Source organism: Labrenzia sp. R5_0 (genome assembly GCF_017743835.1).
GTDB lineage: Bacteria > Pseudomonadota > Alphaproteobacteria > Rhizobiales > Stappiaceae > Roseibium > Roseibium algicola.
The window spans coordinates 413,940-438,280 of sequence record NZ_JAGHRK010000001.1 but is presented as its reverse complement, the minus strand read 5'-3'; the positions used below and the strand labels follow the sequence as shown (position 1 = coordinate 438,280).

General features: G+C 59.2%; 25 protein-coding genes and 1 tRNA gene. 8 read left to right on the top strand and 18 right to left on the bottom strand.

The annotated features are described in order from the left end of the window. Positions 1-131 precede the first annotated feature (131 nt). The 15 genes from ptsN to J7447_RS01945 all read right to left on the bottom strand — a co-directional run bounded on the left by ptsN (position 132) and on the right by J7447_RS01945 (position 14,216). Complete coding sequence (gene ptsN, locus J7447_RS02015) at positions 132-599, bottom strand: PTS IIA-like nitrogen regulatory protein PtsN (RefSeq protein ID WP_023001645.1); 468 nt, start codon at positions 597-599, stop codon at positions 132-134. Positions 600-659: 60 nt separating this feature from the next. After that, complete coding sequence (gene raiA / locus J7447_RS02010; RefSeq protein WP_023001646.1) at positions 660-1,247, bottom strand: ribosome-associated translation inhibitor RaiA; 588 nt, start codon at positions 1,245-1,247, stop codon at positions 660-662. 291 nt (positions 1,248-1,538) lie between these two features. Beyond that, entirely contained in the window at positions 1,539-3,092 is a 1,554-nt protein-coding gene (gene rpoN, locus J7447_RS02005; RefSeq protein WP_209168576.1) for an RNA polymerase factor sigma-54, read from the bottom strand. A gap of 89 nt (positions 3,093-3,181) precedes the next feature. Then, positions 3,182-3,937 (bottom strand): LPS export ABC transporter ATP-binding protein, encoded by a 756-nt coding sequence (gene lptB, locus J7447_RS02000; protein WP_023001648.1) that lies wholly within the window; start codon positions 3,935-3,937, stop codon positions 3,182-3,184. Positions 3,938-4,061: 124 nt separating this feature from the next. Then, positions 4,062-4,640 (bottom strand): LptA/OstA family protein, encoded by a 579-nt coding sequence (locus J7447_RS01995; RefSeq protein WP_023001649.1) that lies wholly within the window; start codon positions 4,638-4,640, stop codon positions 4,062-4,064. Between the two features lie 3 nt (positions 4,641-4,643). After that, a complete protein-coding gene (gene lptC, locus J7447_RS01990; RefSeq protein WP_208984459.1) occupies positions 4,644-5,294 on the bottom strand; it encodes an LPS export ABC transporter periplasmic protein LptC in 651 nt (216 codons plus the stop codon). Between the two features lie 45 nt (positions 5,295-5,339). After that, a complete protein-coding gene (locus tag J7447_RS01985) occupies positions 5,340-5,960 on the bottom strand; it encodes a ribonuclease H-like domain-containing protein (RefSeq protein ID WP_031269608.1) in 621 nt (206 codons plus the stop codon). A gap of 464 nt (positions 5,961-6,424) precedes the next feature. Then, positions 6,425-6,850 carry a cytochrome c gene (locus tag J7447_RS01980; RefSeq protein WP_209168575.1) on the bottom strand — a complete coding sequence of 142 codons (426 nt, stop codon included), beginning with the start codon at positions 6,848-6,850 and terminating at the stop codon, positions 6,425-6,427. Then, positions 6,850-7,275, bottom strand: coding sequence for a Cu(I)-responsive transcriptional regulator (cueR, locus tag J7447_RS01975; RefSeq protein ID WP_209168574.1), 426 nt, complete (start codon positions 7,273-7,275; stop codon positions 6,850-6,852). The genes J7447_RS01980 and cueR overlap by 1 nt, the downstream gene beginning before the upstream one ends. Before the next feature lie 11 nt (positions 7,276-7,286). Beyond that, entirely contained in the window at positions 7,287-9,644 is a 2,358-nt protein-coding gene (locus J7447_RS01970; RefSeq protein ID WP_209168573.1) for a heavy metal translocating P-type ATPase, read from the bottom strand. Positions 9,645-9,741: 97 nt separating this feature from the next. After that, positions 9,742-10,452 carry an ABC transporter ATP-binding protein gene (locus J7447_RS01965; protein ID WP_062489846.1) on the bottom strand — a complete coding sequence of 237 codons (711 nt, stop codon included), beginning with the start codon at positions 10,450-10,452 and terminating at the stop codon, positions 9,742-9,744. Then, positions 10,452-11,183: an ABC transporter ATP-binding protein gene (locus J7447_RS01960; protein WP_209168572.1), complete on the bottom strand. Its 732-nt coding sequence runs from the start codon at positions 11,181-11,183 to the stop codon at positions 10,452-10,454. The genes J7447_RS01965 and J7447_RS01960 overlap by 1 nt, the downstream gene beginning before the upstream one ends. Then, the gene (locus tag J7447_RS01955) at positions 11,180-12,103 is read right to left on the bottom strand and encodes a branched-chain amino acid ABC transporter permease (protein ID WP_209168571.1); all 924 of its coding nucleotides are present in this window, start codon (positions 12,101-12,103) and stop codon (positions 11,180-11,182) included. The genes J7447_RS01960 and J7447_RS01955 overlap by 4 nt, the downstream gene beginning before the upstream one ends. Beyond that, positions 12,100-12,963, bottom strand: coding sequence for a branched-chain amino acid ABC transporter permease (locus J7447_RS01950; protein ID WP_023001658.1), 864 nt, complete (start codon positions 12,961-12,963; stop codon positions 12,100-12,102). The genes J7447_RS01955 and J7447_RS01950 overlap by 4 nt, the downstream gene beginning before the upstream one ends. A gap of 59 nt (positions 12,964-13,022) precedes the next feature. Next, on the bottom strand, positions 13,023-14,216 hold the full coding sequence (locus tag J7447_RS01945; protein ID WP_209168570.1) for an amino acid ABC transporter substrate-binding protein: 1,194 nt from the start codon (positions 14,214-14,216) through the stop codon (positions 13,023-13,025). Between the two features lie 212 nt (positions 14,217-14,428). Here J7447_RS01945 and J7447_RS01940 point away from each other — a divergent pair, with 212 nt between their 5' ends. From J7447_RS01940 to J7447_RS01925, 4 genes are all read left to right on the top strand, one after another. Then, entirely contained in the window at positions 14,429-15,130 is a 702-nt protein-coding gene (locus J7447_RS01940; protein WP_161633265.1) for a GntR family transcriptional regulator, read from the top strand. Between the two features lie 35 nt (positions 15,131-15,165). After that, complete coding sequence (locus J7447_RS01935; RefSeq protein WP_209168569.1) at positions 15,166-16,614, top strand: aldehyde dehydrogenase; 1,449 nt, start codon at positions 15,166-15,168, stop codon at positions 16,612-16,614. Positions 16,615-16,880: 266 nt separating this feature from the next. Further along, entirely contained in the window at positions 16,881-17,696 is an 816-nt protein-coding gene (locus J7447_RS01930) for a hypothetical protein (RefSeq protein ID WP_156912343.1), read from the top strand. Positions 17,697-17,893: 197 nt separating this feature from the next. Further along, positions 17,894-18,241: an SMR family transporter gene (locus J7447_RS01925; protein ID WP_055658316.1), complete on the top strand. Its 348-nt coding sequence runs from the start codon at positions 17,894-17,896 to the stop codon at positions 18,239-18,241. 100 nt (positions 18,242-18,341) lie between these two features. Here the strand turns inward: J7447_RS01925 and J7447_RS01920 are convergent. Next, a tRNA-Leu gene (locus J7447_RS01920) sits at positions 18,342-18,428 on the bottom strand. 178 nt (positions 18,429-18,606) lie between these two features. Here J7447_RS01920 and J7447_RS01915 point away from each other — a divergent pair. After that, positions 18,607-19,581: a complex I NDUFA9 subunit family protein gene (locus J7447_RS01915; RefSeq protein WP_209168568.1), complete on the top strand. Its 975-nt coding sequence runs from the start codon at positions 18,607-18,609 to the stop codon at positions 19,579-19,581. 202 nt (positions 19,582-19,783) lie between these two features. Then, positions 19,784-21,046: an MFS transporter gene (locus J7447_RS01910; RefSeq protein ID WP_209168567.1), complete on the top strand. Its 1,263-nt coding sequence runs from the start codon at positions 19,784-19,786 to the stop codon at positions 21,044-21,046. A 29-nt stretch (positions 21,047-21,075) separates the two neighbouring features. Here the strand turns inward: J7447_RS01910 and J7447_RS01905 are convergent, their stop codons facing one another. Continuing rightward, positions 21,076-21,312: a DUF1127 domain-containing protein gene (locus tag J7447_RS01905; RefSeq protein WP_023001666.1), complete on the bottom strand. Its 237-nt coding sequence runs from the start codon at positions 21,310-21,312 to the stop codon at positions 21,076-21,078. 150 nt (positions 21,313-21,462) lie between these two features. Between J7447_RS01905 and J7447_RS01900 the strand changes: the two genes are divergently transcribed. After that, positions 21,463-22,491 carry a WYL domain-containing protein gene (locus tag J7447_RS01900; protein WP_209168566.1) on the top strand — a complete coding sequence of 343 codons (1,029 nt, stop codon included), beginning with the start codon at positions 21,463-21,465 and terminating at the stop codon, positions 22,489-22,491. 83 nt (positions 22,492-22,574) lie between these two features. Here the strand turns inward: J7447_RS01900 and J7447_RS01895 are convergent, their stop codons facing one another. Next, on the bottom strand, positions 22,575-23,381 hold the full coding sequence (locus J7447_RS01895; protein ID WP_055658273.1) for an undecaprenyl-diphosphate phosphatase: 807 nt from the start codon (positions 23,379-23,381) through the stop codon (positions 22,575-22,577). 218 nt (positions 23,382-23,599) lie between these two features. Between J7447_RS01895 and J7447_RS01890 the strand changes: the two genes are divergently transcribed. Further along, complete coding sequence (locus tag J7447_RS01890) at positions 23,600-24,292, top strand: glutathione S-transferase family protein (RefSeq protein WP_023001669.1); 693 nt, start codon at positions 23,600-23,602, stop codon at positions 24,290-24,292. Positions 24,293-24,341 lie beyond the last annotated feature (49 nt).

Below are 24,341 nucleotides of genomic sequence, written 5' to 3'. Positions count from 1 at the left end.
GCCAAGTCCATTGAGGGCTGTGTGACACCAGGTGAACCGTCCAAAGCCTCCTTGCTGGCTGAACGCGCCGCACACGAACCAAAAGACCGGCCTCGCAGCCGGTCTTTTTGCATCAGAGACTTTGAAACGGATTAAGCCGCGTTGGAAGATGCCAACGGCTGGGTCAGAAGATCGTAGATCTCTTGCGCATCATGGGACGCGCGAATGCCCTGGGTGACAGCGCCGTCGCGGAGCTGGCGTGCAATACGGGCCAGAGCCTTCAAATGGTCGGCACCAGCGCCTTCCGGCGCCAGAAGCAGAAACACCAGGTCAACCGGCTCATCATCGAGAGCATCGAAATCGACTGGTTTTTCCAGCTTCGCGAACAGTCCTACCAGACGGTCGAGCCGTGTCAGCTTGCCATGCGGGATCGCAATGCCGTGACCGACACCTGTAGAGCCCAAACGTTCGCGCTGAAGAAGCGTGTCGAAGATTTCCCGTTCGGAAAGACCGGTCAGTTCAGACGCCTTACCGGCGAGTTCCTGAATTGCCTGTTTTTTGCTTTTGGCCTTGAGCCCGGCAATTACCGCGTCTTTACCCAGAAGATCACCAAGATCCATTAGTCCGCCTACAAGTTTCAGAAGCCGGCTTCCCTGAGGAAGCCGACCCCATCCGCATCCTTATTCGGCAGCCTGATTGGCTACCAATGCTGGATCTATCCAGCCAATATTGCCGTCTGGCCTGCGATAGACAACATTGACACCGCCATTTGCCGCGTTTTTGAACAACACGACCGGCGCTTCGGTCAGATCCAGCTCCATTACCGCCATACCGACGGTCATCGTTTTAACTTTCGCGGAAGTTTCGGCAATCACCAGCGGATTGAAATCCACCGGCACTTCCTCGTCTTCCTCGGGCGAAGCCAGCACATAAGATGCTGCTTCCAGAGCCTCCCGGTCGTGGCCGTTGGGGCCATGATGGTCCTTCAGCTTGCGCTTGTAGCGGCGAAGCCGCTTTTCGATCTTTTCCGCAGCCATATCGAAACTGGCGCGCGGGTCCTGATCCTGCGCGGACACTTGAAGCACAATACCGGTGTCCAAATGCAGGCTGCATTCAGACTTGAAGCCTGTGCCCTCCCTGCTGAGCGTAACGTGGCCTGTGAAGCCGCCTGTGAAATATTTTTCCAGAGCGTCTTCGATTCGGTCTGTGACGTGGACGCGCAGTGCATCGCCTACATCGACATTCTTACCCGAAATCCGCAAAGCCATGGGGACCTCTTCTTTTTCTATTGACCGATAGGTCACCGGCGTTGCCGCCGGTGTTGAAACGCGAGACGTTTCAAGCTTACAGAATGGACCAGTCAGCGCCGAAGCGCCATCCCCTGTTTACGTCACGAGGGCGGTGCTATAATTGCGCTCGCTCAAAGAGTCAATTGATTATGAATTAAAGAAACAAAGTTGAAAAAGAGCCGTGTAATTGCCTTGTATTGTTTCAGTGGAAATCTCTGAAACATTTTAAATATTGCACCATTGAGCACTAACGGCAGATCACATCAGGACTTAAAGTCGCACGTTTTTTTCACGCCGGCGCTGAACGGACGAACCGATCTTCATGGCTTCGCGGTATTTGGCGACCGTCCTGCGGGCAATATCGACACCGTCGTCCTTCAGAATTTTGACAATCGTATCGTCCGAAAGGATCGACTTCGGATCCTCGGCATCGATCATCTGCTTGATCCGGTGCCGGACCGACTCCGCCGAATGGGCATCGCCGCCCACCGTTGCGGAGATGGCTGACGAGAAGAAGTACTTGAGCTCGTAGATGCCGCGCGGGGTCGCCATGAATTTGTTCGAGGTCACCCGGCTGACTGTCGATTCGTGCATGCCGATCGCTTCCGCGACGGTCTTCAGGTTGAGCGGACGCAAATGGGCGATGCCGTAGGTGAGAAACCCGTCCTGCTGCCGGACAATCTCCGTCGATACCTTGAGGATCGTACGGGCGCGCTGATCAAGGCTCTTGGCCAGCCAGTTGGCCGTCTGCAACGAGTCGGTGAGATATTCCTTCTCCGTCTCGTTGCGGGCCGTCTTGATGACCTTGGCATAATAGGTCTGATTGACGAGCACTTTCGGCAGGGTGTCCGAATTCAACTCGATCGCCCAGGTGCCGTCGTTGGCCGGGCGCACGAAGACATCCGGCACCACCGGCTGCACCAGCGCCGATCCGAAGAGACTGCCGGGCTTGGGATCGAGTGCGCGGATTTCCGCAATCATCTCGACCAGATCCTCATCATCGACACCACAAACCTTGCGAAGCCCCGGCAGATCACGTCTGGCCAGCAGTTCAATATTGTCGATCAGCGCTTCCATGGCCGGATCGTAGCGGTTCTTGTCGATGAGCTGCAGCTTCAGGCATTCGGCCAGGTTACGCGCAAACACGCCTGCGGGCTCAAAGGTTTGCAAGATGGCCAGAACGCTTTCCAGCCGCTCGGTTTCGACCCCGAGCTGCTCCGCCGTCTCATCGAAATCCAGGTAAAGGTAGCCGTTTTCATCAAGCGAGTTGATCAGGTGGGTCGCGATCAGCTTGTCGGCTTCATCGCCGATCGCCAGATGCATCTGTTCTTCAAGAGACGTGACCAGAGAGGCTTCGTCGGCAACGAAGGCCTCCAGATTGTAATCTTCAGAAGCACCACTGCTGCCGGCGTTCTTGTAACTGTCACCGGCCTTCAGAAGAGCCGGGTCCGGCGATGCAGGCACGCCGGGCTCGTCGGGAAAGACGTTGCCCAGATCGGTATCCATGCGTGAGGCAATGGCCTCCGACCCGGTTTCCAGATCGTTCTGCATCCAGTCGCCGGTATCGGGCTCATCGCCCTGGCGGGTCTGATTGTCCGCGCCATCGCCGAACGCGTCTGCAGCGGCATCCCTGCCGCCATCCCCCTCACCTCCACCTTCGGCGATTTCGTTCTTTTCCAGAAGCGGATTTCGTTCCAACTCGGCTTCGACATAGGCAACGAGATCGAGATTGGACATTTGCAACAGCTTGATCGCCTGCATCAGTTGCGGCGTCATGATCAGCGACTGACTTTGTCGCATCTCCAGCTTGGTTGAAATGGCCATTGAGTTCCCAGGCAAGCGTTATTTCAAGTTGGTCTGCTTTTTGCTTCTTGATTGCAGACCGAGTGTATAACGTAGCTGGCGGCGTGTCATCAAAGCGTAAACTGTTCACCCAGATAAAGCCGGCGCACATCCGGATTGGTGACAATTTCCTGGGGGAGCCCTTCTGTCAGAACTTCGCCCGAAGCGATGATGTAGGCGCGGTCGATGAGGCCGAGTGTCTCGCGAACATTGTGGTCTGTTATCAGAACACCAATGCCACGCTGGGTCAGGTGACGCACGAGCTGCTGAATATCCCCTACCGCGATGGGGTCGATACCTGCGAAAGGTTCATCGAGCAGCATGAAGGACGGACGGCTTGCAAGTGCGCGGGCAATTTCCACGCGGCGACGTTCACCACCGGAAAGGGCGATACTCGGCGATTTCCGCAAGTGGGTGAGGCCGAATTCAGCCAGCAGCTCATCTAGCTCCTCCCGGCGTTTCTGCCGGTTCGGCTCGATCACTTCCAGAACGGCGCGGATATTCTCTTCCACCGTCAGGCCACGGAAGATGGACGCTTCCTGGGGCAGATAGCCGATGCCGAGCCGGGCGCGCCGGTACATGGGCATGCGGGTGATGTCGAAGCCTTCCAGCGAGATCTTGCCCTGATCCGGCCGGATCAGCCCGGTGATCATATAGAAGGTCGTGGTCTTGCCGGCACCGTTCGGCCCCAAAAGGCCGACGGCTTCGCCAGGCTTCACGGACAGGCTCACATATTTCACCACCTGGCGGCGGCCATAGGTCTTGCCGATGCCATCGACGACCAGCGCCTGCGACAGTTCTTCGCCATCGTGGCCCGTTTCCGGCATGCTTCCCTGCAATCCGTTATACTCCGAAGACGTTCTCTTCACTGGCGCGCCGTCCATCCGATCATTGCCGCGGCTTCACATAAGGTCTGTGGCCGACACTGTCGAGTCGAACCAGCCGTCAATATCAGTTGCCGTTTTGGTCGTTGTTCACACTGTTAGGCTGAATGCGCACCTTGACGCGGCCGCTGCCCTGGCCGGACACCTTGCCATTGCCGGCGCTCAGATTGGCCTGGCCGGTCTTCAGATTGACGGTCAGCCTGTTCCCGACGACAACATTCGGTCCCTGGCTGAGCACGACTTCCTTGCCGGTCATCACCATGACTTCCTTGTTCATGTCGAAGCTGGCTTCGTCGCCCTTCGCGGTCTGGTCCTTGGAGGTGATGAACACGCCTCCCGCCGCTTCCAGCTTCGAAATCTTCTGCTGGACGGCGCTTTCTTCTGTCTTCTCAGCACCTGAGCCGACGTAGAACACCTTGAGCCGCTGCGTCTTGAGGCTGGTTTCGCCCTGCGTGACCAGCACATCGCCAACGAAGGTTGCGGTGTTGTTGTTGTCTTCGACCCTCAGTTCACTCGCCTCGATCTCGATTGGCTCACCATCGTTCGACCCGAAGCCGGCGAAGGCATCGGAGAAGGTCTGGGCATGGGCCGAACCGGCAAGAAGGGCTGCGGCGGCGGCAATCGTCATGCGTTTCAGAAAAGTCATCTCTTACTGTCCTTGCGAAGCAGGATTGAGGGTCATCTTGATACCGTCGGAAAACCTGACGATTCCCTTGGCTTTATCATAGTCGAGTTTGCCCGCCACGACACGGCCCTGATCGGAGCGAATGGACACGACCTGCGAGGTCTTCAGAGCCCCGTTGCTGAGGTCGATTTCCACTTCAGACAGGTCGACCGTGTAGCCTTCACTCCATTCAAGCTGAATGCCTTCATAGAGCCGCAAGCTCTCCGTCGCGTTGTTGTAGGTACCTTTCAGCGCCACAATCTGCGCGCTCTGGTCCTTGCTGAGCGTGATGTCGGCCCGAATGGTCTCAAGATCGATGACGCGCGGGTCACTGAGGCGCTGGATCGCCCTGTAGGCGGTTACCCGGTAGGAGCGGTCACCATCATGACCCGACAGTTCGGGATGATCCATCACCAGCCCCTCGCTGGTCAGCATCATGTTGGTGGCACCAAGCCCGCTGAGCACGTTGAACAAGACCACAAGCCCGACCATGACTGCCAGAATCAACAGCCCGACGCCAGGAAACAGCCAGCGCATGATGCGCACCATCAGGCTGTGCCGGCGCGCGGCTCGTTGGGCGCGGGTCAATGGTCGCCTGGCCGCATGTCCGTGCATATGATCGCCAACAGCGCTCAATCCATTCTCCGAAATCGTGTGCCCGATCTCCTGGCACCTAAGCCATTACGAGTGGGCGAAAATATCGTTTTCTTCCCAGCCCTTCAGATCGAGTTCCGCCCGCGTCGGCAGGAAATCGAAACAGGCCCGGGCAATATGACTACGTTCTTCACGCTCCAGCATCATTTCCAGCCGTTCCTTCAAGGCGTGCAGATGAAGCACGTCCGAAGCCGCGTAGGCCAGCTGAGCGTCGCTCAAGGTTTCAGCAGCCCAATCCGAGCTCTGCTGCTGCTTGGACAATTCAACCCCGAGAAGTTCGCGCGTGATATCCTTCAGTCCGTGGCGATCCGTATAGGTCCGAACCAGTTTGGAGGCGATTTTCGTGCACCAGATCGGCGAGACCTGGATGTTCAGATAGTGCTGAAGCACCGCAACATCAAACCGGGCGAAGTGGAATATTTTCGGTTTGGCCGTATCGGTCATCAGCGCAGCGAGGTTTGGCGCCTCGCTCTGGCCGCGTGCGATCTGGACCACATCGGCGCTGCCATCGCCCGGTGAAAGCTGCACAACACAGAGCCGGTCACGATGCGGGTTGAGGCCCAGGGTCTCGGAATCGACCGCCACCGCACTTGCCGTTTCATAGGCTTTCAGATCGGGCAAATCGCCCTTGTGATAGCGGATGGTCATGACGTTTCGTCTCCTCTGGCCTGTCCCGAGCACAATTTCTGTCGATGCTCCTGCCATACTGATCCAGCAGGACACCTGTTTCTTATCTTCAATGACCGCACCTGCATTTATGCCAAGACACATGAACACAGGTTGAACGACCGCAAATGTTATTGCCTGCCGACTGCCCGCAACAGGCAAACGACAGGCCGCTTATTCGAATAAGTTTTCCGTCAGGTAAAACATGCGGCGGGATGAGGCAAGCCGGTTGACCGCAGAACCATGCCGATACGTGAAGAGAATGCTATTTCTTGATACCAATTGCCTGGTGGCAGCTCATTGCAATTCCAGTCCTAAGTCGCAAACAACGCACCAGGCACTCGGCCACCGGTCATCCCTCTTCCATGACCGGTTCGGAAAGATGGCGCGACAGCCGAGGCCAACAACCCCCCCCCGGTTCAAAGCTCGCGCCCCGCCTCTCGAGTTCAGTTGATCCCGTTTGCCCGCTGAAGCGCGCGCACATAGGCAACGATCTTTTGTACATCCTCCTGGCTGACGCCATCCACGGGCGGCATATCGCCAAATGGCCAGTGGTGCGCACGCACGCCACGGGAGACTGCGAGCAGAAAGGCCCCGTCGGCGTGATGGCCAGGCTCGTAAATCTTGTGTACCAGCGGAGGCGCAATGCCATCGCGCCCGGCAGCGTTGTCGCCATGACAACTCGCGCAGTTTTCGCGAAAAAGAGTTTCGCCAGCCAGGGCCTGTCCTTCCAGGGCCGGGACTTGCACCGACACCAGCGCGGCTCCACTGGCGGCAGGCGGTTGTTCCTTTCCGGACACGAGCCCCCAGAACAGAATGCCCAGCACAATAACGGACAAGATCGCTGAAACTGTCAGAAAGATCCTGCTCATCAAGCCTGCCTGCTTTCTTCATCCAGCTGATCGTGGTCATGCTGGCCGGACAGATCGTCGATGATCGGACAGTTGGGCCGATCGTCACCATGGCAGGCGGTCACCAGCTCTGACAGAACCTTCTTGAGTGAGCGCAGTTCCTCGATCTTGCGATCCACTTCCTTGATCTTCGCCCGGGTGATCGCCTTGACGTCGGCACTTGCCCGGTTGCGGTCCTCGTAGAGAGACAGAAGTTCACGGCACTCGTCGATGGAAAACCCAAGGCTGCGCGACCTTTGAAGGAACTTCAGCCGCTGGAGATCCGCGTCGATAAAATCGCGATATCCGTTCTCGCTGCGCAGAGGACGGACGAGGCCGATATCCTCGTAGTAGCGGATCGTCTTGACCGGCAGTCCGCTCTGTTCGGAGGCTTCACCGATATTCATTTTTCTTTTCCTTAAAGCTTCAGCGTGCGCAGACGCAGCGCGTTGCTGATAACCGAAACCGAAGACAGGCTCATGGCGGCGGCGGCCAGCATCGGCGACAGCAGTACACCGAAGACCGGATAGAGCACGCCGGCCGCCACTGGCACACCGACCGCATTATAGACGAAGGCGAAGAAGAGGTTCTGCCTGATGTTGCGAACCGTCTCGCGGGCAAGCTTCCGGGCGCGCAGGATGCCTTCCAGGTCGCCCTTGAGCAGCGTCAGTCCGGCGCTTTCCACCGCGACATCGGCCCCCGTGCCCATGGCAAGACCGACATCGGCAGCAGCCAATGCGGGCGCATCGTTGACACCGTCACCAGCCATGGCAACCGTTGCTCCCCTGGACTTCAGGTCTTCAATGAGCTTTTTCTTGCTTTCCGGCAACACACCGGCGTGAACCTCGTCAATCCCCAGCAGCTTGGCTACGGCGTCTGCCGTGCGAGGCGCATCGCCCGTCGCCATGACGATCCTGATACCGTCGTCATGCAGGGCGCTGATGGCTGCCCTGGCATTTGCCTTGACCGGATCCGCAACGGCGATAAGCCCAAGAAGCTGCTCTGTCTCACCAGCCTCCTGCACCAGATACATCACCGTCTTGCCCAGCTCAGCCAGTTCTTCGGCACGATCGCCAAGATCGGACAAATCGGCGCCACTTTCGCTGGCAAAAGCGGCATTACCAAAAAGAACGACTGCATCATCGACCCGTGCACGCACGCCTTTCCCCGTGACGGCTTCGAAGTTTTCTGCCCTGGGCAGATCCAGATCCTGGCTTTTGACTGCCCCGAGGATCGCTTCGGCAAGCGGGTGTTCCGAGCCTTTTTCAAGCGCGCCGGCCAGCCGCAGAAGCTCCATTTTGCTTTTGCCGGCGGCCGGAACAATCTCATCGACAACCGGTTTGCCTTCGGTAAGGGTTCCCGTCTTGTCAACGACGATCGTATCCACCGCGGCTAGCCGTTCCAGACCTTCGGCGGTCTTTACCAGAACGCCGGCCTGCGCGCCTCTGCCTGTCGCCGTCATGATCGACATCGGGGTGGCAAGGCCGAGTGCACACGGACACGCGATAATGAGCACCGAAACGGCTGCGACAACCGCGTGAACGAACGCAGGGCTTGGACCTAGGAACAGCCACATCACGAAAGCAAGCACCGCCACACCGAGTACCGCAGGCACGAAATATCCTGCAACGCGATCGGCCAGCCCCTGGATCGGGGCGCGTGAACGTTGCGCGGAGGCGACCATGTCGACGATCTTGGACAGCATGGTGTCCGCACCGACCAGCTTCGCCTCCATGGTGAAGGATCCGGTCTTGTTGAGCGTTCCGCCGGTAACCTTGTCTCCCGGGTTCTTTTCGACCGGAACCGGTTCCCCGGTGACCAGGCTTTCATCGACGGATGACCCACCCTCCTTGACCACACCATCGACCGGAACAGCCTCGCCTGGGCGAACGCGCAACAGATCCCCTGCGAGGATATTCTCAAGCGGTGCGTCGTATTCGTCACCCTCCGGCGTGATCCGCCGGGCTGTCTTGGGGGCAAGGTCCAGCAGGGCGCGGATCGCGTCGCCCGTGCGTTCGCGGGCGCTCAGTTCCAGCACCTGGCCTACGAAGACCAGCGCGATAATCACCACCGCCGCCTCGAAATAAACCGGCATATGGCCTTCCGGTCCCTTCAGCGCATCCGGGAACAGGAAAGGCAGGAAAGCGGCAATCATGGAATAGAGATAGGCTGCACCGACACCGATCATGATCAGTGTCCACATGTTGAAATTGCGAGTGACCAGAGACGCCCAGCCCCGCTGGAAAAAAGGCAAGGCTGCCCACAGGACTACCGGCGTAGCCAACAGGACTTCGAGGTAGATCGCAACGCCTTCGCCGATCCAGTCGCGGATCGGCACGCCTACCATCGGCCCCATGGTCAGGATCAGAAGCGGGACAGCCGCCAGGGCGCTGACCCAGAGCCTGCGGGTAAAATCGACCAGCTCATGGTTGGGTTCGTCGGAAACTCCGCTCTGCGGTTCCAGTGCCATCCCGCAAATCGGGCAGGTTCCCGGACCTTCCTGGACGATTTGCGGGTGCATGGGGCAGGTATAAAGTGCGCCCTTGGCGGACTGTTCCGCCTCCATCGCCTTTTTCTTCCTGCTATTGCCGGACACATAGAAATAGGGATCAGCCTCGAACTTGTCGTGACACTTCGGACTGCAGAAGTGGAACTCCTCGCCCTTGTACTTCAGGCTCGGCTTGCCTTTTCCAAGAGTAACCGACATGCCGCAGACCGGGTCCGTGACCTTGCCTGCCTCGCCAGTCTGGTTCGGCTGGATCGCTGTATCCTGCATGATGTTCGCCCTGATGGATCTTCGATCTCCCCATCAGATAGGCCCTCCAGTTGCTGGAAGGTCAAGGCGGACAATTGCTTATTCTCCGACCCGGCGTTTATCCCGATCCGAGATAGGCTTTCTGTACGGCCGGATCATTGAGCAAGGCAGATGCCGTATCAGCGCCTGTGATCAGGCCGTTTTCAATCAGATACCCCCTGTCCGCGATCGCCAGGCTTCGCTTGGCGTTCTGTTCGACCAGAAGGACGCCGATGCCGGTTTCCCGGATGCGCGACAGGTTCTCGAAGAGTTCGCCCGACAGGAGTGGCGACAGGCCAAGGGACGGCTCGTCCAGCATCAGGATGTCCGGGTTCGACATCATGGCGCGGCCGATGGCCACCATCTGCTGTTCGCCACCCGACATGGTTCGGGCGGTCTGGTTGCGCCGCTGTGCCAGCTTCGGAAAGAGAGCAACCACCTTTTCCAGGTTCTCCTGCCGGCTTGCTCGCGCCCGCTCCGGATAGGCACCCAGCATCAGGTTTTCCCAGACGCTGAGATCGCCGAATATGCCTCGGCCTTCCGGCACGAAGGCTATTCCAGCCTCGACGATCCTGTCCGCTTTCATCTGGCGAAGGGATTGGCCAGCGAGTGCTGCCTCACCACTGACCGTTCCTTCACTGATCCCGGCGATGGCCCGCAACAGCGAACTCTTGCCGGCCCCGTTTGCGCCCAGAATGACGACGATCTCGCCTTTCGATGCGGTCAGGCTGACACCCTGAAGGGCTGCATGAAGACCATAGGTGACGGTGAGCCCGTTGATATCCAGCATCAGCCGTCCCCCAGGTAGGCCCGGATGACTTCCGGGTCGGAAAGCACGTCTTCCGGTGTGCCTTCGGCAATCCGGGCGCCGGAGTTGATCACAAGGCACCGGTCGCATAGCGAGCGGATGGCGTCCATGACATGTTCGACAAGAATGATCGTCCGCCCCTCCTGGCGCAGGCTGGCAATCAGATCGATGCCGACCGTCAGTTCGGAAGGATTGAGACCGGCGAGCCACTCGTCCAGAAGAAGGACTTCCGGTTCACTGGCGAGTGCGCGGGCAAGTTCCAGCCGCTTCTGGTCGATGTAGGTCAGCGCGGAGACCGGCTTGCCACTTTGCCCTTCCAGACCGACCCTTGCCAGAAGCTCCGTCGCGAAAGTTTCCACCTCCTTGCCCCAGCGCCTGGCATGGCCGAAGACGCCGCCGGCGATGACGTTTTCCAGCACGGTCAGCTCCGGCAGAATGCGGACAAGCTGGAAGGTTCTGGAAACGCCAGAGCGGGCAATTTCGTGGGGCTTTTTCCTGGTCAGATCCTGCCCCTTGAGAATGATCGCCCCGGAGCTCGGCTTCAGGGCGCCGGAAATCATGTTCATGGTCGTGGACTTGCCGGACCCGTTCGGCCCGATCAGCCCCATCACCTCATGCTCAAGTACCTGGAAACTGACATTGTTGACTGCAACAAGACCGCCGAAGCGCTTGCTGAGGCTTTCCACGTGAAGGATCGGTTGTCCTTGTGTCATGACGACCTCCCTGCCAGAAGCTTGCCGAAAAGACCGGTGACACCATTCGGCAGGAAATAGACGATCAAAAGAAAAGCGAGCCCTAGAACCAGCGTGGTGGCATTGGGGAAAGAGACAGAAATCACCTCCCACAGGAGCGTGAAGGGAAGAACGCCCAGAAGCGGACCGTAAAGTTTCCGCGTGCCCCCCAGAAGAGCCATGATGACAACGACGAAACTGAGCTCCGGCGAAAACACAACATTCGGTTCGATGTAGTAATAGCGCGGTGCGACGATGGCACCGACGAGAGCGGCGACGAAGCCGGTGGTCATGAACATCAGGACCTTGGTGCGCGCGGTGTTGATGCCGACATGACGCGCCACAGCCTCGTCATTGCCGAGAATGCGCAGCGCGAACCCGAGCCGCGACCGCCACAGCCACCAGCCGAACACGAACACGGCGGCAAGAACGGCAAGCAGCATCCAGTAGATATGCGTTTCATCCAGGTCGGTGAGCACATAGAGCCCGCGGCTGCCGAGGAAATTATTCTGCACCCAGCTGACGAGGTTGCGGACCATTTCCGCAAGACCGAGCGTGAAGATGACGAAATAGACGCCGGACAAGCGCAGGGTTGCCCAGCCGATCAGCGCGGCGAGCGCTGTCGCGACAACGGGAGCGAGTGCCGCCATGGCCCAGAAGCTCTGGTCGTAGTCGCTCATGCCGAGGCCGACCAGATAACCACCGATGCCGAAAAAGGCGCCCGTCGACAGGGCAATGTAATGGGTCGGTCCGGAAAACAGCGACCATGAAGTGGCAAGGGCGGCATACATCAGAACGGTTACGGCGATCGACAGCCAGTAGCCGTCAGCGACAAAAGGAACGCATGCGGCGGCGGCCAGAAGCGCTGCGGCGCCGGGCATCGCAAGGGCTGAAATGTTCATGCGGGTCTCCTGCCAAACAGGCCCTGGGGCCGAAACAGGAGAACAAGCAGAAAGATCGTGTAGGCAGCAGCCAGGGTCAGCCCCGGATCGATCAGCGTCGCCACGGCGGTTTCCACCACGCCCAGGATCAGCGCAGCCACAATCGCCCCGCGAATGTCGCCGACCCCGCCCATGATCACGATGATCAACGCCTTCATGGTGAAGATGACACCGAACGACGGATCCAGCGTGACGAAGGTTGAAATCAGCACGCCCCCCATCGCCGTGATCGTGCCGCCGATGGCAAAGGCCAGCGCGCTGATGCGTTCGACGTTGATGCCGACAAGACCGGCTGCCATCGGGCTGACGGCAACAGCCCGGACAGCCAAGCCGGCGTTGGACCGGTTCAGCCAGAGATAAAGTGCCAGACTGATGGCCACGGCCCCGCCGAAGGCAACCAGCCGGTTGGCGGCAACCGTCGTTCCGGCAACGTCCACCGGAACGGCAAGGAAGGAATAGGCAAACAGTTCCGGATAGATCAACACCATGGTGCCCACCAGAATGAATGCCATTCCGAAGGTTGCCAGAATGGAGTCCACCTCCAGCTGGCCTTGCGTTTTCGCCCGCCGGACAAGCGGCAGAAGCAGGACGCGGTAGACCAGCCAGCTGGTTGCGAACGCCAATGGCGCCACGAGGAACACAGTGATCAGCGGACTTATGCTAGCCGCGGTAAAGGCAAGAAACGACGCCAGTGCCCCCATGACCAGAACCTCGCCATTGGCAAGGTTCATGATCCGGGCGACGCCGTATTGCAGATTGAGCCCCATGGCTATGAGCGCATAGGTTCCGCCCAGAAGCAGGCCGGAAATCAGGATGTCCATCTAAACTACCAATTCGCGAGACGATCCGGACCGGCCTGAGCCGGCCGGTCCGAAGGTCTTCAGTTCCAGCCTTCCTTGGCGACCGGCTCGACCGCAACCGGGACACCGACGCCGGCGACGGCATTGAACTGGCCGTCGTGCCACTGGCCCACCGTCCAGTAGTGCTTCGATTCATTGTGCTTGTCGAAGCTGATCGTGCCGAGGGCGGTGTCAAAGCTGTTGGCCTTGATGTACTCGGTCACGGCCTCGCGGTCCGTACTGTCAGCCCCTTCGATCGCCTGTTCCAGAACCTGCAGGCTGGCATAGTAGGTGGCTGCAGCCCAATATTCAGGCTGGTTGCCATGAAGCGCGTTGAAGGCCGCGCGGTATTCCGTCATCGGCTCCAGATCGAGATTGACGCCCCCTGCCCCGAGATTACCTTCGATCTTGCTGCCGAATTTGCCAGCGTAGGCGGGAAACGCTGTCGCGACCGCCGTGTAGAAGGCGCCGACATCGAGATTTTCAATAATCGCCTGTTCCGTCAGGGCAAAGGTATCCGGCGGGTAGGAAAAGGCGATGAACACATCCGGTTCAGTCGCCTTGGCTCCCTTGACCACCGGGGACAGATCCGCCGTGCCGAGGGGGTAGGACTTGTCGAAGACAATCTCGTAGCCAGCCGCCGGCAGAACTTCACGGGCGACGGCCGCAAGCTCTATGCCGAAGGCATCTGCGACGTTGACCATGGCCACCTTGTTGCCGATGGCACCGTTGTCACGAAGCTTGTTCAAGGTGTCACGCAGGCCCTCGACAAAACCGGTCGTGTTGCCGAGGGTGAAGAACATGTTCGGAAACCGTTCGGAAAGTTCCTCGATCTCGTCGGTGATGTTGGTCACCGAGATTTGCGGATAACCGTATTTTGCGAAGATCGGCGCGGCTGCCGCGTTGAAACCGGTACCCCAGGGCGTCAGCAGAAAATCGACTTCATCCTGCGTGGCGAGACGCTGCACCGCCTTGATCATCTCGGCCGGATTGGATTTGTCGTCATATTCGACCAGTTCCACAGGACGGCGCTCGCCACCGACCATCAGGCCGCCGCGTCCGTTCACCTGGCTAACCCAGAGCTCCACATTCGGGCTGTGGCTGGCAGCATCACCTCCTGCCGCCGGACCGGTCATATGCACCACGCGGCCGATCTTGATCGGGTCCGCGGCAAAGGCCGTGGAGGCCAGCAGCGCCGCGGCAAGCGCGGTCGCTCCAAAAACTATTCTACGCATCAGAACTCCTCCCAGTCGCGCAGATCATGCGTTTGATCGCGCGTCAACTTTGTATCCATAAATTTTCAACTTTGCAACATATTGCATCCAATAATGGTGATTTCAGAAATTTTGTAATGACAATGCGCTATTTTTGGATACATAAATATGAAAATGCTCATGATAAGGTCCATGCCTTCGAAAAGGTATGGATCCGAAAATGGCAAGGACAGATGACGACCAAGGCAAATGAAACAGCCCCGTCCGACAAGCGCGTGCTGGCAGTTCTTCATCGCATGATCATGGACGGCTCGCTGGCACCGGGCTCGAAGATCAGCGAAGTGAGCGTCGCCGACATGTTCGACGTGTCGCGAACACCTGCGCGGCTGGCACTGCGCGCGCTGGAGGTGGAAGGTCTCATCAAGAAGCGTGACGGTCGCGGCTTCACGGTGCAGGAATTCAATCTGGGCGACATCAAGCACGCCTACGAGGTGCGCGGTGTATTGGAAGGCCTGGCTGCCGGCACGCTTGCCAAGAGCGGCATGAGCAAGGACGTCGAGTCGACGCTGAAATCCGTCATCAAGGACATGGACATCGCGCTAACCGACACATCGGCGGATGGTGACAAGATCTCGCGCTATCAGGACGGCAATGTCGCCTTTCACGAGACGATCATGCGCCAGTGCGGCAACGACTACATCGGCTATGCGTTCGATCGCATGGAAAGCCTCCCGATGCTCAAGCTGGGCACGGTGGTGTTCAGCGCCGACAAGGCCGAAGAAGACATGATGCGCCTGCGCCTGGGCAACATGCAGCACCGCCTCATCTTCGACGCGATCTCGAAACGCGACCCACAGCGCGCTGAATCGATCATGCGCGAACACGCCAACCAGACACTCGTCTACTCCGCCCTGTTCGCAGGCCCGGACGACTGACGGAACCAAACAAGACCAACACAACGGAGGATCCCATGGACTACGGCCTTTTCATCGACAACGAGGACCAGGCAGCCAGCAACGCGGCTGTCTTCGAACGCAAGAACCCGGTCAGCGGCGAACGCGCCAGCGTGGCGGCAGCCGCGGTGGCGGCCGACGTCGACAAGGCTGTGCAGTCCGCGCAGGCTGCCTTTGCCGCGTGGTCGAAGACTGGCCCGAGCGAACGGCGCAAGATCCTCAACAAGGCTGCCGATCTCATGGAAGAACGCACGCCGCAGTTCGTCGAGGTCGGCATTCGCGAGACAGGGGCGACTGCGCCATGGCTCGGTTTCAACAACATGTTCGCCGCCAAGATCCTGCGTGAAGCGGCCGCTTCCACCACTCAGATCAAGGGCGAGATCATCCCCTCCGACAAGCCCGGATCCTTTTCCATGGGTTACCGCCAGCCCGTTGGCGTTCTGGTCGGCATGGCGCCGTGGAACGCTCCGACCATTCTGGGTGTCCGCTGTTTCGCGCTGCCGATTGCCTGCGGCAACACGGTGGTGATGAAGGCCTCCGAGAAATGCCCGGGCCTGCACAGGCTTCTGGGTAACGTCATGGCTGATGCGGGCTTGCCCAAGGGCGTCCTGAACATCCTGACCCACGATGCAGCTGACGCTCCCGAAGTGGTCAACGCGCTGGTCGACCACCCGCTGACGCGCCGGATCAACTTTACCGGATCGACCCGCGTTGGCCGGATCATCGCAGAGCGTGCCGCCAAGCACCTGAAACCCTGCCTTCTGGAACTTGGCGGCAAGGCTTCACTGGTGGTGCTCGACGATGCCGATCTCGACGGTGCGGTCAATGCGGCCCGGTTCGGCGCTTTCATGAACCAGGGACAGATCTGCATGTCCACGGAAAAAGTTGTTGTCGATCAGTCCGTTGCAGACGTCTTTGCGGAGAAATTCGCGGCCAGCGCCAGCGCGCTTAAAGTGGGCTCGCCAACCGAACAGGTTCATATCGGCTCGGTTGTCGATCGCGACACGGTCGACCATGTCAAAGCCCTGATTGACGACGCCGTTGCGAAAGGCGCAAAGGTTCTGTGCGGCGGCGTGCCGGAGGAAGGCACCGTGATGGCCCCGACCATCGTCGATCTGGTTACTCCGGAGATGCGCATCTATGGCGAAGAAAGCTTCGGTCCTGTCACCACGATGATCCGCGCCCGCGACACCGCCCATGCCATCGAGATCGCCAACGACACGGACTACGGCCTTTCGGCGGCCGTCTTCGGGCAGGATACCCGCAGGGCTCTGGAAGTTGCCAAAGACATCCAGTCCGGCATCTGCCACATCAATGGCCCGACTGTCTTTGACGAAGCGCAGATGCCTTTTGGCGGTGTGAAATCCTCCGGCTATGGCCGCTTCGGTGGTACGGCAGGCATCAACGAGTTCACGGAACTGCGCTGGATCACCATCGAAGATCCCGGTCAGGGCTATCCGATCTGATCCATAACCGGTAGCTCGCCGCCTCCCCCCGAAAGTGCGCGGGAGGCGGTTGAGCCAAATCACTTTCACCAAGGGCCCGCAGCAAGGCTTGCCGGGGCCGTGCCGGGGCTGTGCCGGGGCCTCTTCCTTTTCAAGGCCCGCCGGGCGGGACGCTGCGTCACCTGGCTTAAACAGGTGTGCCTTCACGCACTGTTAACCATAAATTGCAATACCTGACACACCAATAGCGCGCATTCCCGCGTATTCAGACAAGCGGTGTTTCAGCCATGAAAAGACTTTTGCAGTCCCTTCCGATTGCGGCCTTCCTTGCGCTTTCTTCGGCGCCCCTTGCCTCCGCTGCGGATGTCTACTCAGGGCCCGGCGAGCTCTATCAGCCTTCGACGCTGCGCGGCAGCATCGGTCTGCGATACTGGTACAGCCAGTCGCGCTCCGATCTGGACAACAGCGGCTTCGACATTTCCAGCACGGATAATGTGACCTCTCACACCGCTGAACTGGTCGGAACGCTCGAGGACACGACGTCCAACACCTTCTTCAGGGGCTATGTCGGCCTCGGCAGGAGCGACGGTGGCGATGTGCATTTCTCTGGCTACGAGATGGACGAAACCGATGAGACCTCGCTCGGATATGTTGTTCTCGACGGCGGCTGGGGCTTTGCGCAATTTGCAAACAATCAGGTGCGGCTGAAGGGGTTCGTCGGCTACCAGTACCTGTCCGACGACGTTTCGGCGAAATACGGAAACCTGACCGTCGAACAGTCCCGCGACTGGCATGCGATCCGCCTCGGCATGACTGCTGAAGGCGACATCGGCCAACGCGCCGGCTGGTCCGTCGACGTTGCAGGTGTCCCCTGGAGCTACAACAAGATAGAAACCTGGGAAAGCGACTGGACCTATGGTCTGGAAGCAGATGCGATGCTGAATGTCGACCTGACCAAGAACTGGCAACTGGGCGTCGGTGGCCGTTACTGGTGGCTCCAATCGAATTTCGACCGCAGATATGTCGTCACCGGCGAGAAAGTGGTTCTCGACCAGAACTATCACCGCTACGGCCTGCTGCTGGAAAGCAAATACACCTTCTAGAGCGTGTCGCGTTCAACCAGAAGGATCGCGCATCGCGATTTGCGCCAGGCAGCTTCCCGGAAATACAGCCCCAGCCTTCAGAAAGGTCCGCGCACGCGGGCCTTTTTCGTATAAACAGACGAAACGGAAACCACTCGCTCCCTGAAAGGCCTGCGTACCTTCATCCGGAGTTCCCTCACCGCCTTAAAGAGCCAGAGATGCCGAACAGCCTCGCCGCCACCTATCTTTTCCTCGTCGCGGCCATCGTCGCCGAGGTCATCGCAACTTCCGCTCTGGCAAAAACCGAAAATTTCACCCGCCTGCTGCCTTCGATCATCACCGTGGCCGGTTATGCGATCTCGTTCTGGCTGCTGTCCTATCCGATTCGCGTTTTGCCGACGGGAATCGTCTACGCAATCTGGTCCGGAGCGGGCATCGTTCTCATCACCATGGTCGCCTGGCTAGTGTTCGACCAGAAACTCGACCTGCCGGCCCTGATCGGCCTTGGACTGATCCTTAGCGGGGTGGTGATCATCAATGTTTTCTCAAAATCGGTAGGCCATTAGGCCAAAACGCCGAAGCAGCCCCAGAAACGAAAAAAGCTCCGGAAAACCGGAGCTTTTTTAGATTGTTCTGGACCTTGGTAGTGTGTCCAAAACCAAAATTTGGTGCCCAGGAGAGGACTCGAACCTCCACGCCCTTGCGAGCGCTAGCACCTGAAGCTAGTGCGTCTACCAATTCCGCCACCTGGGCTGTGAGGGGGGCTTGTAAGGGTGGTTCCGGGGCTTGTCAATCACTCTGTGTGACTTTTTTTATTCATTCACAGCGAGCCCTTCACAGACCCGCGGCAAAGGGCTAAGAAACTCCCAGACTGAGCCGGCCAAATTCCAGGCCGCCTCTCCTTTTGGACGCGACAGAAGGCATTTTCAGGATGTCCACAGCACTTAACGGCAAACTCGTCACGGTTTTCGGCGGATCGGGATTCCTTGGCCGTCATATCGTTCAGGCGCTCGCCAAGCGCGGTTACCGCGTGCGCGCAGCCGTCCGCCGCCCCGATCTGGCGACTCATCTTCAGCCGCTTGGCGCCGTTGGCCAGATCATGCCGGTACAGGCCAACCTGCGCTATCGCTGGTCGGTCGACCGGGCCGTGATCGGCGCGGATGCGGTGATCAACGCCGTCGGCATCCTGGCCCCCAGCGGCAAACAGTCCTTCGACGCGGTGCAGAGTTTCGGTCCGCGAGCCATCGCGGAAGCCGCGCGTGCAGCAGGCCTTGATCGGATCACGCATATCTCTGCCATCGGTGCGGACGCACAGAGCAGCTCTGCCTACGCCCGCTCCAAGGCGGTCGGCGAAGCCGGTGTTCTGGAAACCCTGCCCGGCAGCGTCATCCTGCGGCCATCCATCGTGTTCGGTCCGGAAGACAAGTTCTTCAACAAGTTTGCCGACATGGCCCGCTTCTCGCCTGTGCTGCCGCTGCTTGGTGGCGGCGAGTCCAAGTTCCAGCCGGTTTATGTCTGCGACGTTGCCGAAGCGGTTGCCCGCGCTGTCGATGGCCAGCTTGCCGGTGGCACCACGTATGAACTCGGCGGCCCTGAAGTGAAAAGCTTCAAGTCTTGCCTGGAAGACGTTCTGGAAGTCACCCGCCGCAACCGCGTTCTGTTGCCGCTGCCCTTTCCGGTCGCATCTGCCATGGGCAAGGTTCTGCAGCTCTTCCCCTACGCGCCGTTCACAGCCGATCAGGTCGAGCTGCTGAAAACCGACAACGTGGTGTCTGACAAGGCAAAGGCGGAAGGCCGCACCCTGGAAGGCATCGGCATTCCTCCGGCAACGCTGGCCGCCGTTTTGCCGACCTACCTGGAACGCTACCGCGAGCACGGCCAGTACGACGCGCACCGGCCGGCGTAAGGCCTGCTTGCACCTGACTTCTTCGACGGGCCCTTCGGGGCCCGTTTTCTGTTGAAAGAAACCTGCCCGGTGCCGGGCGGGTATGCGCACTCCAGCAGTTCATCTGCAAGCGGCACCGTTCATCCGCCGCCCCTACCCGGCACAGCTTTTCGTTGCCGCATCCCGCTCCTTCGCCTACCGTCAAAATTGACGGGAGGCGCAGATGTCATTTCTTGCCAAGGTCACGTTACTTTTTGTTGTCTTTGTCGACCTGCTCGGCCAGGGGCTGGTGTTTCCGATCATCAATTCCCTGGTGATGGAACCGTCGACGTCGATGTTGCCGCAGTCCACCAGCGACGCGATGCGCCATTTCGATTACGGCCTCATCATCGGCATCTTCTTCTTGTGCTGGTTCTTCGGTGCGCCCTACATCTCCAAACTGTCGGATGTCATCGGCCGCAAGAACGCGATCCTGATCTGCCTGTTCGGCGCGCTCGGCGGCTATGCGCTCACCATAGCAGCGCTCTATCTCAACAGCTTCCTGCTCCTGATCCTGGGCCGCGCGATCACCGGGCTGACTGCGGGCAACCAGCCGATCGCACAGGCCGCGATGATCGATGGCAGCACGGATGACGAGGACCGCAACCGGAACATGGGCTATATCATCACCGGCGTCAGCTTCGGGCTGGTCGGCGGCCCGCTACTCGGCGGTCTCCTGTCGGACCCGGTCCTTCTTGGCGACCTGGCGAGCATCAAACTGCCGTTCTATGCCTGTTTCGTACTGGTGCTGATTGCCATCCTGCTGGTGATATTCTCATTCAAGGATGCACACGACGCCGAGGCGGAGCGGCAGAAATTCGTGTTCAGGCCTTCGGAAATCCTCGAGCTTCTGTGGCGTATCCGCAAGTATCCGACAGTGATGCGGCTGAAAGTGGTGTTCTTCTTCTTTCACGTCGCCAACCTGTCTTTCTACATCTTCGTCGACAACTACCTGACCAGCCGCTTCGGTTACGGCACGCTCGGCGGTTCGATGGTGATGCTGACGATCGGCATTGCCCTCGCCTTTTCCAGCACGTTTCTGGTTGTGCCGGCGCAAAAGCGGTTCAGCAAGGAAGCTATTCTGGGCATGACCTTCACGGTCTGGGCAGTGTCGGCGGCAGCTTTCATAGCCTCGCCCAGCGCAATTCTGACCTATGTGCCGGTCTTCTGTTTCTACTTCGCCTTCGGCATCGCCTATCCGACGTTTCTCGGGCTTTATTCGGCAGCCGTCAGCGACAAGGAACAGGGATGGGTCATGGGTGTGACCATTGCCGTCTTCACCTTGGTGGCGGGCGTGATCTCGTTGCTGGGCGGGGAACTGATCGGGCTTGATCTGGATCTTCCGTTCTACGGTGTGATCATCGCGGCTCTCACCGCTCTTGTGGTGATGTTCTTTGCCTGGAACAAGCCGGAGATAAAGGCATTGATGCGCGGATCCGGCGGCTGACAGGAGAACTTGCCAGCCGCCGGAAAAAATTATCCACGCCGAGGCCCCAACTTGAAGCGGTCGTCGTGCAGCTCGCTGTAGCCGAGCTCTGTGCGTTGCAGGCCGATATCCTTCAACTCACTCTCGTTCAGGCGAGAAAGTGCTCGGTTAGTTTCCCGGCGGCGAAGATAATTCCGGAACTCTGCCACACAAACACGAAGGGCAGAAAACAGAACACTGCGGCTGTTTGCGCGGCTGCGGAAAATGGTGTCGATCTCAAGGCTCATCTCTCTTCTCCTAAGGGCTGAACGCCCGTTCCTTTCTGGGGACGAGATGAGAATGGCAAATCAATCCTGACAGCAGTGAGTCATGTTTGATCCCGTTCTGTTCTCAGGTTATGATTTTTTTTGTTCCGACCTCACAGAGCCCGATTTTCCATGAACCCGATTGAACGCGCACTCGGCATCCTGCTTCTGCTGACCGGCGGCAAACTTGTCCCGGCAACCGTACTTGCCGAACGGTTTCACGTTTCCCATCGCACGATCTATCGCGACATCGACAGGCTGATCGCGCTTGGCGTTCCGGTGGATGCGGAGCGTGGTGCGGAAGGCGGCTACCGGCTTGCCAGCGGTTATCTTCAGCCACCCGTGGCACTGACCCGCAATGAGACCGCCGCCCTGCTGGCAGCAATGGCACTGGTGCGCTCCAGCCGCACGGTGCCGCTTGCAGACGATCTTGCGGCAGCAGAAAAGAAGCTGCTTGCGTCCCTGCCCAAAACGGTTCACGGGCTATTGAAAGAGGCAGACAGGATCGTGGGCATCGAACCAATCCCGCCCGACATCTTTCATTCCGGCACAAAGGCGGAACCGACGGGCGACTGGCAGAAGGCCCTCGACGGTTTCATGACTGGTATCCTGGATGGCAAACGGGTCCGCTTCGAACACGTCAACCCCACAAGGCGGACCGTGAAAGCCCATGACGTCGAACCCTATGGGGTCATGTTCGACCGGGACCTTTGGTACCTGGCCGGACGCTGCGTCGATACGGACACGCTCAAGGTCTATCGGGCGGACCGGGTGCGGGATCTGGAAATCAGCGGGCTCTTTTTCCGGCCCGACAAGACCTTCTCCATCAAGAGCCTTCTCGGCGGGGCATGGCTGTCGCAGGCGATGCGTCGCTGGGAGCAGGAAGAAGCGATTGCCGAGATCCTGATCACTGCCGCACAGGCAAAGAAGCTGAGCGCCGACTGGTATTACCGTCACGCTGTCTTCACACCGGCCGAAGAAGGCCGGATCCTCGTCAGCATCCCCTCCACCGAGCGGGCCCGCATATTGCCGCTCGTCCGCTGGCTCGGGCCGGGGGCGGAACTGCTTGGCCCGGAGGACCTCCGTCAGGAGCTTGCAAGCGAACTGGAGGCCCTGGCGGGGACCTATACGGCCAAGAGACAGCTCAACCGTTCAGCCTGAGCCAAGCCCCGTCACACTCGCTCCATCGGTCCGGACAAGCGCAGCAAAATATTCGCGCCGATCCGGACATTGGTAAAGCGGCCTCAGCCCAGAAAATAAAGCCCGGCGAAACCGGCAATGCCGACGAAAATGCGCCACCAGGCAAAGGGCGCGAAGCCGTGTTTGGAGACGAAGTCGAGCAGCCCCTTGACCACAAACACACCGGCGATGAAAGACGCGACAAAACCGATACCAATGAGCATGGCATCGTCCATTGAGAGCACGTTGCGGTTCTTGTAGAGATCGTAGGCAAAGGCGCCGGCCATTGTCGGCATGGCCAGAAAGAACGAGAATTCGGCCGCCGAGCGCTTGTCGGTGCCCATCAGCAATGCACCGGCAATGGTCGCACCGGAGCGTGAAACGCCGGGCACCATGGCAAGGCACTGGCAAAAGCCGATCTTCAGGCAGAGCGACAGCGGGTAATCCATCACATTTGTATAGCGCGGCTTCAGCGGCAGGCGGTCGATCCACAGAAGGACGATGCCACCGAGCAGCAACGTCGTGCAGATAAGCGCGGGCGTTTCGAACAGCACTTCCTTGATGAAACCATGCAGCAGCACGCCGATGACGGCGGCCGGCAGGAAGGCGATCAGGATACCGGCCACGAAGCGCCGGCTGGAGGGATCGCTTGGCAGCGTGACCAGAAGCGTCCACAAACGGCCGAAATAAACCGACAGGATCGCCAGAATGGCGCCGAGCTGGATCAGAACCTCGAAAGTTTTACCTGTGCTGTCGAAGCCGAGAAAATGCCCCAGCAGCAGGATGTGACCGGTAGACGAGACGGGAATGAACTCGGTCAGACCTTCGACAATCCCCAAAATGAGAGCATTAACAATCGTTTGGCCGTCCATTGTGTATCTTGTCTCCAAATGGCTTGATGAAAACCAGCCTGACCAAGTATGTCTCGCGACTCAGGGCGTCTCCCAAGTCGCCGCTTATTTGACGAAGCGAAGTCACGCCGTCAAACCCTTGATAACCATATTCGGGGCAAACTCTCCGTTAAGGCGATTGCAGCATTCGGCATTCGCTTTGACGTAGTCTTGCCACAGTTCAGGCTCTTAACCCCTTCATGCTGACGCTCTACCATCATCCGTTCTCGCCATCTTCAAGGTTCATCCGGCTCATCCTGAGCGAATACGGAGCCGCCTTCGAGGAGCATCACGTGAACCCATGGGAGCGGCCTCAGGCGCTCCTGGTGCTGAACGCGGCAGGCACCGTGCCGGTTATCGTGGAAAACGAAGGCCCTGCCATTTGCGGCGCCGGACCAATCATGGAGTATCTGGACGAAACCCGGGGCTATGCGGTTGCCGACCGCCGGTTGATGCCGGATCATCCCGATGCCCGTGCAGAAACGAGACGCCTGGTCGAGTGGAGCCTAGGCAAGTTCGATCAGGAAGTGATCGGTCATCTTGTGCGCGAACGCATCTACAAGCAGATCATGCCGAAGTCCGCCGGCGGCGGTGAACCGGATTCGGCAGCCCTGCGCGTTGCCCGGGCGAACATCCATCACCACCTGAAGTACTTCGGCTATCTGGTCGCCTCCCGCCGCTGGGTTGCCGGCGACCGGCTGACCTTCGCCGACTTCGCCCTTGCGGCCTCCCTGTCGTGTGCCGACTATCTGGGCGAAGTGCCTTGGAGCGATCAGGAAGACATCAAGAGCTGGTATGCGCGGGTCAAGTCGCGGCCGTCGATGCGCCCGCTCCTGGGCGAGAAGGTGCTGGGCATGCCGGCCGCACAGACCTATGCGGATCTCGATTTCTGACGCATTCTTCGTGCGTTCAACCGGTTCCGGTTGAACTGAACGTTGTTCC

What these genes read in the sequence shown, in the direction of transcription:
- J7447_RS01985 (WP_031269608.1), bottom strand. Translation starts at nt 5,960, where the DNA reads ATGACCATCCGCTATCACAAGGGCGATTTGCCCGATCTGAAAGCCTAT.
- J7447_RS01970 (WP_209168573.1), bottom strand. Translation starts at nt 9,644, where the DNA reads ATGCAGGATACAGCGATCCAGCCGAACCAGACTGGCGAGGCAGGCAAG.
- J7447_RS01945 (WP_209168570.1), bottom strand. Translation starts at nt 14,216, where the DNA reads ATGCGTAGAATAGTTTTTGGAGCGACCGCGCTTGCCGCGGCGCTGCTG.
- J7447_RS01955 (WP_209168571.1), bottom strand. Translation starts at nt 12,103, where the DNA reads ATGAACATTTCAGCCCTTGCGATGCCCGGCGCCGCAGCGCTTCTGGCC.
- J7447_RS01995 (WP_023001649.1), bottom strand. Translation starts at nt 4,640, where the DNA reads ATGACTTTTCTGAAACGCATGACGATTGCCGCCGCCGCAGCCCTTCTT.
- J7447_RS01905 (WP_023001666.1), bottom strand. Translation starts at nt 21,312, where the DNA reads ATGAGCCTTGAGATCGACACCATTTTCCGCAGCCGCGCAAACAGCCGC.
- J7447_RS01915 (WP_209168568.1), top strand. Translation starts at nt 18,607, where the DNA reads ATGTCCACAGCACTTAACGGCAAACTCGTCACGGTTTTCGGCGGATCG.
- J7447_RS01895 (WP_055658273.1), bottom strand. Translation starts at nt 23,381, where the DNA reads ATGGACGGCCAAACGATTGTTAATGCTCTCATTTTGGGGATTGTCGAA.
- J7447_RS01935 (WP_209168569.1), top strand. Translation starts at nt 15,166, where the DNA reads ATGGACTACGGCCTTTTCATCGACAACGAGGACCAGGCAGCCAGCAAC.
- J7447_RS01900 (WP_209168566.1), top strand. Translation starts at nt 21,463, where the DNA reads ATGAACCCGATTGAACGCGCACTCGGCATCCTGCTTCTGCTGACCGGC.
- J7447_RS01925 (WP_055658316.1), top strand. Translation starts at nt 17,894, where the DNA reads ATGCCGAACAGCCTCGCCGCCACCTATCTTTTCCTCGTCGCGGCCATC.
- J7447_RS01940 (WP_161633265.1), top strand. Translation starts at nt 14,429, where the DNA reads ATGACGACCAAGGCAAATGAAACAGCCCCGTCCGACAAGCGCGTGCTG.
- J7447_RS01960 (WP_209168572.1), bottom strand. Translation starts at nt 11,183, where the DNA reads ATGACACAAGGACAACCGATCCTTCACGTGGAAAGCCTCAGCAAGCGC.
- J7447_RS01950 (WP_023001658.1), bottom strand. Translation starts at nt 12,963, where the DNA reads ATGGACATCCTGATTTCCGGCCTGCTTCTGGGCGGAACCTATGCGCTC.
- J7447_RS01980 (WP_209168575.1), bottom strand. Translation starts at nt 6,850, where the DNA reads ATGAGCAGGATCTTTCTGACAGTTTCAGCGATCTTGTCCGTTATTGTG.
- rpoN (WP_209168576.1), bottom strand. Translation starts at nt 3,092, where the DNA reads ATGGCCATTTCAACCAAGCTGGAGATGCGACAAAGTCAGTCGCTGATC.
- J7447_RS01890 (WP_023001669.1), top strand. Translation starts at nt 23,600, where the DNA reads ATGCTGACGCTCTACCATCATCCGTTCTCGCCATCTTCAAGGTTCATC.
- lptB (WP_023001648.1), bottom strand. Translation starts at nt 3,937, where the DNA reads ATGCCGGAAACGGGCCACGATGGCGAAGAACTGTCGCAGGCGCTGGTC.
- J7447_RS01910 (WP_209168567.1), top strand. Translation starts at nt 19,784, where the DNA reads ATGTCATTTCTTGCCAAGGTCACGTTACTTTTTGTTGTCTTTGTCGAC.
- J7447_RS01965 (WP_062489846.1), bottom strand. Translation starts at nt 10,452, where the DNA reads ATGCTGGATATCAACGGGCTCACCGTCACCTATGGTCTTCATGCAGCC.
- J7447_RS01930 (WP_156912343.1), top strand. Translation starts at nt 16,881, where the DNA reads ATGAAAAGACTTTTGCAGTCCCTTCCGATTGCGGCCTTCCTTGCGCTT.
- cueR (WP_209168574.1), bottom strand. Translation starts at nt 7,275, where the DNA reads ATGAATATCGGTGAAGCCTCCGAACAGAGCGGACTGCCGGTCAAGACG.
- raiA (WP_023001646.1), bottom strand. Translation starts at nt 1,247, where the DNA reads ATGGCTTTGCGGATTTCGGGTAAGAATGTCGATGTAGGCGATGCACTG.
- ptsN (WP_023001645.1), bottom strand. Translation starts at nt 599, where the DNA reads ATGGATCTTGGTGATCTTCTGGGTAAAGACGCGGTAATTGCCGGGCTC.